Genomic DNA, 14,142 nt, shown 5'->3' on the forward strand with positions numbered 1-14,142 from the left:
CCCAGGTTCAAAGTTCAAACTCCTGGGCCGGAACCCTGCAGCACGGCCTTCAGGTAGCGGCCCGTGTGGCTTTCCGGGGAAAGCACGACCTGTTCGGGCGTGCCCTGCGCAACAATCCGCCCGCCTCCGTCGCCACCCTCCGGCCCCAGGTCGATCACCCAGTCCGCCGTCTTGATCACGTCGAGGTTGTGCTCGATGATCAGCAGCGTATTTCCAGATGCACGCAAGCGGAACAGCACTTCGAGCAGCTTTGCGACGTCGTGGAAATGCAGGCCGGTCGTGGGCTCATCGAGAATGTAAAGCGTTCGCCCGGTTGCCTTGCGGCTCAATTCAGCGGCGAGTTTGATGCGTTGCGCTTCGCCCCCGCTCAAGGTTGTTCCTGACTGTCCCAGCCGAATGTAACCCAGCCCAACCTCAGCAAGGGTCAGCAGTGGATCATAAATCTGCGGCACTGCGCGAAAGAATGTCACTGCTTCGTCCACGGTCATCTCAAGCACGTCGGCAATGTTCAATCCCTTGTAGGTGATCTCGAGCGTCTCGCGATTGTACCGCCGGCCGTTGCATGCTTCGCATGTGACATAAACCGGAGGAAGAAAATGCATCTCAATCTTGATCAAACCGTCGCCTTCGCACTTTTCGCAACGGCCGCCCTTCACGTTGAAACTGAATCGCCCCGATTCGTAACCGCGAATCTTCGCTGCGGGCAGGCGCGCGAACAGATCGCGAATCGCATTGAACATCCCTGTGTAGGTTGCAGGATTGCTGCGCGGGGTGCGTCCGATCGGTGTCTGGTCAATCACGATGACCTTGTCCAGTCCTTCGTATCCTTTCAGTTCGCGATGCGCCCCCGGCCTGTCCTTCGATCCGAAAAACTTTCGAAACAACGCGCGCCGCAGAATGTCATCCACAAGGGTGCTCTTGCCGGATCCGCTCACGCCCGTCACGCAGGTGAACAGTCCAATGGGAAACCGGAAGTCCACATTCTTGAGATTGTTTTCCGTTGCGCCAAGCACCTCGATCCAGCCCCGGTCGGCTGAAGCTTTTTTTCGTTCCTTGGGAACCGCGACATTCAACTCGCCCGTGAGATATCGCGCAGTCATGGAGCGCGTGCTTGTGAGGATTTCGGACAATGTTCCTGCAGCGACGAGTTCGCCACCCCGCACCCCGGCGCCGGGACCGAGATCGAGGATGTAATCCGCTTTTCGGATGGTGTCGGCGTCATGTTCAACCACGAGCACCGAGTTTCCGAGATCACGCAATCCTTCGAGTGTTCGGAGAAGGCGATCGTTGTCGCGCTGATGCAGGCCAATGCTGGGTTCGTCGAGAATATAGAGAACGCCGACCAGCCCGGCGCCGATCTGCGTTGCCAACCGGATCCGCTGGGCTTCACCGCCGCTGAGGGTTCCGCTCTCGCGGTTCAGCGTGAGATACCCGAGACCCACATTTTTTAGGAAGCCAAGGCGGGCACGGATTTCCTTGATGATCTCCGTCGCGATCTTCTGCTGGAATTCGGAGAGCACCAGCGCTTCAAAAAATCGGTCCGCTTTCTCGACCGACAACGCGCAGACATCCATGATCGAAAGCCCGGGCAAAGCCGGTGAATCATCTGCAGGAGTGGCGGCCCGCGCGCCATTCGAAGAGGCGTTCTGCGCGGCTGGAATCGAACCCGTTCCCAGCCGCACGGCCAGGATCTCGGGTTTCAACCGGCGCCCGCGGCACGCGTCACAGAATTGAGGGCTCATGAATCCCTTCAAACGGTTTCGTGTGAATTCGCTCTCGCTCTCCTCATACAGCCGGCCCAGGTTGGGAATCACACCTTCGAACGGCCGCGTTGCGGTGCTGACCTTGCCGGCGCGCCAGAACTTGAATTCGATTTCTGCATCGCCAGTCCCCCACATCAAGCGCCGTCGAAAATCTTCAGGAAGATCCTTGTACGGAACGTCCATGCTCACTCCGAAATGAGAAGCCATCGCACGAAGCATTGCCTTGTAATACACGATCATCCGTTTGCCGCCCCGGCGCCATGGCAGGACAGCGCCCTGTTCCAATGTCTTTTCCGCATCGGGCACAACGAGGCCTTCATCAAATACCATTTTTTGACCCAGCCCGTGGCATACCGAACAGGCACCGATGGGGGCGTTGAAAGAAAAATGTTTGGGCGTCAGACGATCGTAGCTCTTGCCCGTCGCCGGGCTGACGTTTCGGTTCGAATGAAGCGTCTCGATCCACTGCGTTGCCCGCGGCGTGCTGTCCGGAGTCCGTTGAACTGGGGATCCAGAACCGGACGCGACAGGGGGATCATGCAAGGTGACCAGCGTGCCCTCGCCCCACTTCAGGGCAGTCTCAACCGAATCGCTCAGTCGGACGCGGATCTTTTCGTCAATCACGAGACGATCCACAACAGCCTCTATTGTGTGCCGCGCCTTCGGATCCAGCTTCACGCGGACATTGTTCGTGAGTTCAATGACCTCGCCATCGATGCGCGCGCGGACGAATCCCTCGCGGCCGAGGCGCTCAACCACATCCCGAAATTCGCCCTTCTGCTCCCGCACCACAGGCGCAAGAATCATCACGCGGGTGCGAGCCGGCAGCGCGAGGATGCGATCCACAATGTCACTCGTGCTTTGAGTGACAATAGGCACCCCGGTTTCCGGGCAATAGGGCTGTCCCACGTGCGCATAGAGGAGGCGCAGGTAATCGTAGATTTCCGTCGTGGTGGCGATGATCGAACGCGGACTCGATCCTGATCCACGCTGTTCGATCGAAATGGCAGGTGAAAGCCCTTCAATGTAGTCAACGTCAGGCTTCTGCATCTGGTCAAGAAACTGCCGCGCATAGGCGGAAAGAGACTCAACGTATTTGCGCTGACCCTCCGCATAGATCGTATCGAATGCCAGGGATGACTTGCCGGACCCGCTCAAACCCGTGATGACGACGAGCTTGTCGCGGGGAATGGAGAGCGTGAGGTTCTTGAGATTATGCTCACGCGCACCGCCGATCCTGATGAATTCCTTGCTCACACTTCAAAGTTTCCGTGATGAATCAATCGGGAAACTTACTTCGAACTGTGACGGAAGCAAAGCTTCGGCTTCCACTGAAACTTAAAAGCGGTGCCTCTGACACGGTCCCAAACCCCAACTCAGGAGCGCGGCGTTTGCGCCGCTTGAGCGTGCGCGACCCGCAGGATAAGCATTTTGACCGTTCAGTAGCGTCCTGCGCTTACACGCGAGCACCGGGCTCTTATCGAAAGCCCTGCTCCTACGGCAACTTGATAACGCGGTAAAACTTGGTCGGCGGCGCAGGTGGCGGGGGTTGTGTGCCGTCATCGAAGAACGAGTATACGCCGTTGGTAAAGCTATGCGGCGGTGGCGTGTTCGTTGAAGTCAAATTCGGCACAAATGGAACCCACGAGACTGGCAGGTTCGTGGTCCATTGAACCTGGTAAAGCGATTCTGCCAATCCAGCCCATTGGATCCTCAATCCCGTGCTCTCAGGCGTGATTCGAATTGAAGGCGGGGGCGGTGTCAGGTTGACCGAAATGCCCTCCACCACGCGCAGGAACTGGATCCCGTTGGTTACAGGCACGCAATAGGTGGTCGTGAAGTCGGTCGCGACGATCGTCGGCGATATCGCCACCCAGTTCGTCGACGCGAGATCAGTCGTCCCCTGCACATGATATGGCACGCCTGGAAGCGAGTTCCACGTCGCGCAGAACTGGCCTGGATTGCCGCCCATCGGCGCGCCATACACAATGTTCGTCAGCACAATCGGCTGTCCCGTGACGGTCCATTCCGTCGCCTTCACGCTGTAACTCGCGGACAGCCCAGACATGTTCACAACGGTCAGGAACCACTCTCCAGGTGCCAGCACAACCGGGCTCGAATTCGTTGTGACAATGATCAACTCGTCATTGAGGAATGGATTGTCACTCAAGTAATCGAAGTCGCCGAGCGATGGGAGAGGGAAGCCGCGATTGACAACCAGCGCCACGTCGCCATCAGGCCCATTGACTTCGAACTGCACCCGGGCTGCCGTATTGGAAACGACATACCGGTAATACTCCTCACTGCCGGCACCCACTGTGTCCAGATACGGTATGCCGTTGGTCAGCGTGACAATGCCCGCCAGATTGTTCGTGAACTCCGAGGCCACGATCGTGAAGACATTGCTTGCGAAGCTTCGGTTGAACACACCGAGATACCAGCGCCCTGGTGTCAGCGCAAAAGGCGTCGAGTTGGTGAAGATGACTATCTGTTCATCCACGGTCCCGGGATTGAAGCTGCCGTACTGGTTGTTGCCCAAGGTTGGCAACGGACCGCCGCGGCGCGCGACGAGGTCAAAGTTTCCGCTCATGTTCGTCAGGCGGAACATCGCGGCCGTTGCGTTGGTCGAAACGTCGAAGAAGAAGTATTGCGGCACTGTGCTGTCAGTGTTGGTGCTCGTCACCGGCACACCGTTCTGCAGCGCCCTGATGTCGAATTCAACCTTGAATGAAATAATGGCGTTCGTCGCGCTGTCGCACGGATTGCGCACCCCAATGTAGTATCGGCCTCCCGGCACAATCTGCGGCAGCGTCAAGGTTCCGTTGGTGCTGCTTAGGACCCTTATGCCCGAGGTGCCGGACAAGGCGATCGGGCCATTGGTAGTGGGAAGACTATTCGTCGTGAAGAACACATCCACGGGCAGCGTCGAGGAGATGAGGGTGTTGGTCGCAAAGCGCGCCCACACCGGCACATCCACCCTGTACACCTGCATGCCGCAGGGCGGTATGCTGTTGGTCACAGGCACGTCATGGAGCAGCTGCGTCCCGTCGGCCACTTCACGGTCAAAAACAAAGCGCAATTGCCATGCAACCAAAACCGGTGGCGGCGTATTGGTCCCAGTGCCGCCCACCCGATTGTCCAACACCTCCAGCTTCCACTCCCCAAGCGCGTTGTCGCCGCGCAGTTCTTCCAGTGATTCCTCGGGGAAATTGAAGCTGACGTTGGAAGTCACCTCCCCAATCCCGTATTGCCCCTCTGATTTTCCTGTCACGAAGGCAGCGTTTTCGGCGTCCTGCCATCGGCCGCCGTAGAAAAAGTCGATGAAGCCAAAGTCCTGGGCGAGTGCTCCGCCGCCGTTATTCGGTTCTCCTGGAAACCAATTTCTATATGTGGACGTTTCACCACTGATCCAGACGAAATTCGCCATGTGAGCGGGTACCGGGAGCGTTGGATTATTCGCAAAGCTGCGAAGTCCAATCCACAGATTGCGATTCACCCCGCCGTACGATCGGAATGTGTTATTAAGCCACGTGTCCTCGGCCGCGCTGCGCACCGTCGCGAGATGGCCGCCAAGTGCATTCGCCCAAGCCTCCGCCTGGGTCCATGTACTGTTATCAAACAAATAGTAGTAATGACCGTTGACGGGACTTAACACCGGACCCGCCACTACCGGAATCCCAGCGGGGACCGTAGATGGGCCCTCCCTGAACGGCGGCAATGCAAACTTGATTGGCACATGGGCGAAGTTCGTATTTTCGGAGAACACGAAGTAGGAGCCGGTCTGGGCAACGATCCGCGAAACGTAACGCCAGATGGTTCCGGGATTGTTGGGGTTGTTATCCTTGTTCACAACTACCCTGAGCACGGTCTCTAATCCAGGACCAAAGGGAATCGTGAGAGTTCCAGAGCCTGTGAGCAATCCGCTGCTGAAAATGTTGGCCGTCCCGTAATACACATCAATCGAATCGGGCACCGTCAGGAAATCGAAATCGATGACGAGCACCCCACTGGGGATTCCCGCGATGGGTATCAAATTGGTTGCAGAGACAAAGGTTCCTTCCGACAGGTTCGTCTGGACCAGTTCCTCAAATTCAATATTACCCAGGTTGCCGGATGTTCCGCCCCGGTTTTCAAAGAGCAGGATGCGTTTTCGATTTGGCGCAACCAGCGTCAAGGCAAGGTCTGAAATGCGCGCGTGCTGAATCGCGACACCCACATCCACACGGGCAATGCGCCGATCAAACGGCACGTTGTTTGTGGAGTACATCACCGCATCGTCAGGTAGCGGTTCGGGCCCGAACTTGGTCAGGTCGATCGTCGCCACTGGCCTTACGTCGAGTTTAACCTTCATCACCACTCGGACGGACTGCGCGACATCGTTCGGATTAAAGATTCCAATGAAATACCGGCCCGACTGCAGAGGCGGCACGCTGTTGGTATCAATCGTCAACGTGTTCGTTGTCTCCGCCGCCACCGGCGGCAGCGGCATGAAGTAATCGTACACGGTTCGGGATGGGAACTCATCCCGCCGCACATAAAGTTCGAGCGGAAGTGTGTTTCCGACAACACTGACTGTGAAATTGGTCGCCTCAACGGGAACATCAAAGAACGTGAATCCGAAACTGTTTGGTTGAATGGTGAGGTCAACCACGCCATCACTATCAAAGGCACGATCCAACCGGACCCGAAGCCGGTTCACCCGGCCCGTCGCCCCCGGAGAGCTGTCCAGTTCAGTCAATAACCACAGGCCTTCTCCGCGCTCACCCACAAAATCACGCAGGCTCCCAGGACCGTCAGAACGTTGCGCAAGGGTGGGATTATTTTCCTCATTGTCCTCGAACATCATGCTCACCACTCCACTGCCAGGACGATGATTGTGAAGCACCACGGACTTGCGGTTATGGCTCAGATTGCCAACAAGGTCCCCAAGATTGGTATGTGTGATCGTCAGATTGGTGACAATCACGCGGCGCACGTCAATCGGCTGAACACAAATCGCGAGAACCCTCGCAATACCAGGATCGTCAGGGAACCCGTCTGGAATCGGCGCTGGAACAGGGATGCCCCGCATCGTGATTCCCGTGCCGTCATCTTCGCTGAACGGTTCCTCACTGAATCCCCCAAAGAAAGCATACTCAGCTGCCTGATGATCCGGTGCATGGATTCCAATATAATACGCGCCCCCCACTGCGTTGGTGAGAGCAATGACTTCTGTGCCGAAGCGCGAGAGCGCCTTGGATGTATTCGGGCTCGCAATGACTGTTTCATCCAGCGACAACAATCGCGGATCGGTGCTGACATACATGTCAATGTCCGCCTCCACCCGCGTCGACTCGGGAACATTGAAATAATTGGTCGTGCCCATGCGCGGCGTCGAAAGCGTCGGAGGCAGGAACGTCACAAATGCCGCGTACTGGAAACTCTCCGTGTTCGTCAGCACGTAGAAGTGCCATTGGTTTGTCGTCCCCATGTAGAGAACGCCGTTGGTGGCCAGCGGTCCCCACACTGTGGTTCCCGGCATGGGCAAGGGCACCTGCCTGTTCCCAATCAACGGTGAATTGGCGCCCACGTGCTGGTTCAGGAGCATGCCGCCGGTAATGCGCGGTTCATCATTGGTTTCTCCACCGTCCTCTGCAAACTGGTTCGTCATGTAGGTGACGTTCGTGAACGCAAATGACACCGACTGCGGAGCTTCAGTGATTGTCAGCGCGTTGCTGACCGCGCCGTTGCCCACAGAAATCACCAGCGCATAATCCTGGGCAACCTGGTTGGTATGCGCCGTCACCGCGTTCACATTCACGCTGCGGCCCAGAACCGTAATGGAATAATTGGTCCCCAGCGGTTGCGGAATGAAGACGTTCTCCACGTTGTTCACGACGTCATAGGCCGGAACGGCATTGGTGCTCCATGGCTGGCCCCCGTTGCCACCCGGAACAAAATCATTCCCGAAATAAACCAGCCCGCTATCCAGGTTGGTCACGATCAGGTCCAGATCGTTGACCAGCTTGATCCCCGCAGCGGGATTGCCAGGCGGGTCCGTCCACACAAGCGTCATGCGCAATGTTTGAGTTAGCGCGTTGGTCGCCACCGCCACATTCATGGTCCGCCGCTGCGCAGTCGTCAACGCATTGGTCGGATTCTGCTCGAAGACAATCATTGGGCTCGGCTGCGTTCCCCGCAATTGCCCAAGCGCCACCGCCGCGTCGTTGGTTCTTAGACCCGACGGAACGCTGTTGGTCAGGTTGATCAATCCCCAGCCCTGGTAATTGCGGTTGTCACTGCCATCCTTCTTCACGTCCAGGTCGTAAATCGGATTCACCGGGCGCGCCCCATTGATCAGCATCGCTTTCATCAGCGCCGGACTGGGAGGCGCAATCCCCAGGCGGTTGGTGAAATAATCGGCAATCAACGCCAGCATCCCCGAAACCACGGGCGCGGCCATGCTCGTGCCCGATTCGTATCGATACTCATCGCCCAACTGCGTGTTGAGGTTGCTCAACACTTCAAAGTAATTCCCCAGCTCGTTGGTCAGGACCTTGATGATCTCCACATCATAACGAACCGGAACGTTCGTTGGATTTCCAACGGCAAAAAACCAATCGGCATCGGTGATCAGGCCCGTTGCCGGCGGAATCCGAATCTCATTGATTCCCGACGGATCACCTGTGTCCGGCCGATCCCCAAGACGCGCATAAATCGGCATCTCCGCCACCGCGGGCCGCGTGTTGAACACGCGGATGATCAGTTCCACCGCGTTCTCGTCTACGTAAACGGAATCGGGCTGAAGACCTTCGGCTTCCACCAGTTGATCAGCCCGCACTTCATGCACGAAGCTCGTCGGATTGTAATAGGCCGCTTCGTCCCAGTCAGGGGACCGCGTCGACACCAGGAACACTCCCGGCGCAACGACATCTGGCTTGAACCGACCGAAATCTCCTTCCACTCCGATGCCTGTATTGCCACGTGCAGAAAAGGCCGCAACCTGGTCGTTCGAATCAGTCTCCGCAAGCCACACCGCGTTGGTTTCGTCGCGCAGCTCAACCTCGTTCGTGATGCTGCGCAGCATCTCAATCGCTCCAACAGAGATGACGTTCTTCGCGTTTGCCGGTGAAAGCACGCTCTGCGCGCGTCCATTTAAACCGTTGTCATCACCGCCGCCATCGTTTCCCGCAGAGAAGACGTACGTTACGCCCCGTGATCCCGTGACACCTGGAAGCGAATCACGCACCGCCGCGTCAAATGATGCAGAGGCGATGTCATAGGCGGTGTCCCCGTAACCCCAGCTGTTATTGGAAATCAGGACGTTCGTCCGCGCCCCGCTCTCCTGCAAATTGAGGTCAGTGCGGTCGATTTCCGTCGACATCGCCCAGATCGTTGAAAGCGGCGCAATGCCCCGGAACTGGCCGTCGACCGCTGGAAGAAATGATCCCGCCGCGTTGGAAACTGTCGTCGATCGGCTGCCGTTGCCCGCAATGATCCCAGCCACGTGCGTCCCGTGCCCGTTTGGATCGTTGGTGCTCGCAGGCCCGAACACGCGTCCAAGAAGATCGGGATGACTGCCATTCACCCCCGAATCGTTCACAGCCACCATGATGTTCGACCCGGAAAGCCCCAGATAGTTGTTCGCGTTGGTCGCGCCCACCACGACGCCAATGCGCTGGCGCGCAAAATCCGCCGTCAGCACCCGGGACTTGAATCCCTCCACGTTGCCAACACCCGGCAATGCTGCCACCGCTGCAATGTCCCCCACATTCCGAATGGTATATTGCCTGCCAAAAGGCGTTGCCGCTTCGGCAAGAATTTCAGCACCCATGCCGGCGAAGGCCTCCAGCGTTTGGTCGACAGCCGTGTTGTAAACCACCGCGTTCAACGCTTCAGGCACTGGCGTCCTGCCGCCCAGCACCGCGTCCAGCAGCCGAACATCCAGCTTGTAATAGGGTTCGTAAGCAATGACTGCCTGAACACCCGGCGATCCCCGCAAGCGCTGCGCCACACTCGGGTTCGCCTGCACCAAGTAGGCATTATTTGGAAAGTAGGAAACAATTGTCGCCCCTGCCCCATTCAATTGGGAGCGAAAGCCATCCGTGATCGGGCCGCGCGATTGAACCAAATACGCGCCGGGGTCTTCCTTGGCACGCAACCGTTCGGGAATCCCCAGGTTCAATGGCATCCGCACATCAATGTGGGCATTGGCAAGCAACAGCGCCATCGGATCGGACACCAATTCACCTGCAGTCCGAGTCGTGTTCCTCAGCCGGTACTTCTCCTGCAATTGGATCCGCGACTCCGGCATCGACAGCGGCTGGTTCGACCCGGGCGTTTTGACGAACAGATCCACCGGCGCGGTGCTCGCAAATTGAAGGATCGTTATCGGCTGCTCCGCCTCTGCACCTGACTGCCGGTTCGATCCCGCTTCAGGCGTCACGCTCCGCCGCGCCTTCCACTCGTTTCCCAGCTGCCAGAAATAGTACGCCCCAATAAAGCATGCCACGCTCAGAGCGAACCACAGTAACGATCGTTTACGCATAAACTTAGCCTAGTTTGACCTCATTAAAGGCAGCTCGTGAACCCTAATCGCGGTACGCGATGGGAGCAAATCCCCCGCCTAGTCCGCCTCCCTCTGAAAAGCCGTCGATTCACAATCAGTCCGCTGGTAGCGGGTTATAATGTTCCATCACCACCCTGGGCGGATAACGCCGCTCAGGATCCGGATGATCTGCATCCCGCGGATCAAACGATCCATCCACGCGCATTACTACCCGAACCGCTGATTCCGCTGTCACCTGATAGTTGGTTGCGAGTCCCATCGACGATCCAAACGAACGGACGATCGACTGGTCGGCCGGACGCAATGCCTGGCCATAGGAATAGACTACAAACCTGGGTGACCGCGGATGTCCGAGCAGCGACATGATCTGTTGCGGAATTCTTTCGATGATCATGTCGTTCAAGCCGCCCGCCGATGTTTGGCGGAGGGCATTCGTATTGATGTAAGGCGATCCGTCACTCAGCTGCGGGACTGCCAGTATATCCGCCAGCCGGGAATATTCGCCATTTTGATGGAGGGGAAAGAAGACTGTGCCGTTCGTAATCAGCGCAGATTTAGAGCGAACAATTCCGTCTACGATGATGCCCAACTCCGGCGCCACAGCGGCGGGTTGAATGACAAATGGATGACTCACGCCATTAAGGTCATTCGAAAGGACGTGCACACCGCTCAGCACCGCCGACCAGGCCGCGAGATTGGTTTGATTGATCGGAAGACGGCCTCTCCCGGCATTCTCGTTCGGTGCGACAGTGAACATGTCAAACAACATGCGATCGTTGACCGGCGCAGAATTTGTGGCGTCTTCAACCAGAGCGTGGCCGGACCATCTGCTCCAGTTCACCACACCTTGCAGGTCGAAGCCCCAACCGTTGGTGCGAAGAATGTCGTACGATTTAAGGTATACCGTCTGCCAGGGAGTGCCGCGATGAATGCGACCCATCCATCCGATATTCGGCAATTTGTTTGTCGGAAAATCCCACAAGGTCGACGCCAATAAGCCAGGATCCTTGACGGTAAAATTATTCGCCAGTGGATCTGCCGCGGCCATGTCGGAATCGCCAAGAAATTTCTTCGGATTGCCGCCCCAGGGTCCGTAACGGTCATTCAACTGCCCGATGTTCTCCAGGAGGTTTGTCGCGGCGCTCGGCGGTTTGATGATGCTGTTTGTAATGCTTCCCGCGAGATCGACCAGATCCTGCTCGAGATAGTGGACCAACGGGTCATTTGCCTGCCAGGTGATTGTTTGTGCTATGGCACGTGTCGGCGTGAACGGGGCCTGCATTACCAGATTGGTTGGATTTTGAGCCGGTATACCCTCGAACGTCGCGCTCGCGCCCAGCATGAACGCCTTGAATTTTGCGATCTCGTTTGCTCGCGACCCTCCCACAAATTCATTCGGTCCAAAGCTTCGCCATTCGGTGTCGGTTGAAACGGGTTGCCCCTGTGAAATTCGGAGTTGATAGTTGTGTCCCTGGGATCTTTCCGGACCACTCACATTGGCAGCGCGGTTGGTATTCCACAGCCCTTCGAAATCGCGGCCAGTCGTCCGGATTTCTTCACTCAAAGGCCGATATGCGGAAGGCCCGCGCAGCTGCACGTAATCGATGATTCTCTGGGTCGCGTCAGTGATAATGACACGCAGCCGATTGGTGATGTCCAATCCCCACTGCGGGGAATCCGGGCGCAACGGATAAAACTCATCCAGGTTGCCGTGGAAGGTTCGGTTGTTCGGATTGTAAACCATGTTGGATACAACAATGAAATTGGTTCGCAATGGCACGATGAAGGAACCTGGCACGGGCAATCCTGCAGGATTGTAAGTGGGGGCGTAGCCAGGCCAGTTGTTAGTCGTCACCGCAACTTTGTATTGCACAGGCACTCCGCCACTTGGAGAGAAACGGGCCGGGGCATTGTTGGTCAACCCGTAGTTGAAAACCCCATCCACATAAATACTGGCGCCCGGGTAGTTGCTGCCGTGATAGGAGTTCCAGGCCTCAACGCCCAGTTCACACCAGAGATCCATGATGTACTGTTCCTGGAACGTATAGGTGCTCGGCTGCGCATCCCTCGATGTCCGGCTAGCCTGAAGGCGCCGTGTCAGATGCATCCGGCTGCTCAACGTGACTTCATTAAAATTGGGCAGGCCTTTTCTTGCCCCGATGATCCATGGCACGCCATGAACGTTCGGACGAATAATATTCGGCAGAGGGTCCGGGCTCAATCCCTGCAGGTCGATGGGAATTGTAAGGAATTCATTGCCAGAGTCCCTATAGATCACGTCCGTAACCTCTTCAAAACCGCGAATATAGAAATCATTGAAACCGTTCGTCGTCTGCACCCTCGAAAAATAGGGTCGGAATAGCCTTGGATACCGGCTGTTCGTTATCGTTGCCTCGTAAAGATTGGCCGCCATTTGAAGCATTCGATTAATACCGGGGGAATATACAAATCGATTCGAAATCACCACAGGGATGTTGGTTACGGAAATGTTCCGAATTCCGAGATAACCGGACTGATATTGCGCGCGCAGCAGCCGTTCGGCGGCATTCGTGAAAAACTGGACGGGAATCCACGGACGCAACTGCGTTTCCAATCCCGGAATCACACGCATGGTTTCGTCAACGTTGACGTAGTTCAAATTCATCCGGCGATCCGGCTCCGAATCCGTGCCCAACTGCTCAAGCATGCGGTAGTAGGTGTAACGGTCGAATGAACTGATGTTCGTGCCGGCCCGGAGCAATCGATTCGTGAAGTTGACGGTGTAATTGTCAGGTTCAGGGCGCGTCTTGCGGTAATCAAAGAATTCCTGAATGGTGAAATAGGCGTTCGGCTGATCAGCGCCCGCCCACGGCTTTTCCACCACGTTATCTCCCGTCAGGGCGGATTCGCGAGGAATCTGGCGGGCCAGGAGCAAATCCCCGTCGGAATATTGGTCAATGCCGTCGCGTTGAAGCGCACTCGCGTTATCGCGAAAATAAAACCTGGCGGGCTGCAACGGACCATAACCATAGCGATACCGCAGAAGCGCCAAGGCGTCATCAAAACCCGCGCCGCGGCTCAACTCCGTCGCGTTCGTCCGGTAATCGTAAACATTGTTTGGGGAAATCGGGTTCCAGAGATTCGGATTCAGGTCCGTGAGAAAGGCGCCCAAATTGATTTCGTAGGACCCGACCCCCTGATTTCGCAGGAATCCATCACGATTAAAAGGTCCGGCAGGCAGAAGCTTTGCTTGGTTATGAATGAAATTGATGTCCAGGGTTTTTCCGGCCGGCACCACGAGATATGCGTAGCGCGCCACAAAACGGTTGCTCGGCGAGTGCGGCTGGTCGGGACGCTCCAGGACCCCAATCCATTCGGGATCACCCACAAAGAAATTGGTCAGCACCTCTGACGGACCGACCAGGACGGGATTGCCGTTCGTTCCGAATACTGGCTGCAGACCGTTCGGATCGAAGACGCCATTCCGGTTGAGATCCAGATAGTATCGAAACTCGGTGCGTCCTGTGAACCGGTTGGTGACGAATACCGGCGGGCGCGGATTGTACAGCAGCGTTGACAGCATTCTCAGACGATCGGCTTCCGAGAGCGGATTTCCGTCGGCGTAGAAGTAATTGACGTTCGTGAACAGGTTCGCGTTGGGCGCGGGGTTCGGATTGAACCCGCCTCCACTGACGAAGTTCGTCGATACAATAAGGCCGTAAACCTGCCCGTTTGTCAGCGCCAGCATGGGCGCGATCAATTCAATCTTGGCGCGCTCCACGCCCGCATCCGCTGCCTGCTTTCCAATCACCTGGTCGGTGCTCGTGGTGACGGAGGCGCGCTCGCGCTGGC

General features: G+C 56.9%; 3 protein-coding genes. All 3 read right to left on the reverse strand.

Going from position 1 to position 14,142, the window contains the following annotated elements:
• Nucleotides 1–14 precede the first annotated feature (14 nt).
• Nucleotides 15–3,020 carry an excinuclease ABC subunit UvrA gene (uvrA, locus tag VEH04_10100; GenBank protein HYG23123.1) on the reverse strand — a complete coding sequence of 1,002 codons (3,006 nt, stop codon included), beginning with the start codon at nucleotides 3,018–3,020 and terminating at the stop codon, nucleotides 15–17.
• 238 nt (nucleotides 3,021–3,258) lie between these two features.
• Nucleotides 3,259–10,290 (reverse strand): S8 family serine peptidase, encoded by a 7,032-nt coding sequence (locus VEH04_10105; GenBank protein ID HYG23124.1) that lies wholly within the window; start codon nucleotides 10,288–10,290, stop codon nucleotides 3,259–3,261.
• Nucleotides 10,291–10,405: 115 nt separating this feature from the next.
• A partial coding sequence (locus VEH04_10110) for a hypothetical protein (protein ID HYG23125.1) occupies nucleotides 10,406–14,142 on the reverse strand: 3,737 nt, incomplete at its 5' end.

The sequence above is a fragment of the Verrucomicrobiia bacterium genome, from assembly GCA_035629175.1.
Lineage (GTDB): Bacteria > Verrucomicrobiota > Verrucomicrobiia > Limisphaerales > DASXHY01 > DASXHY01.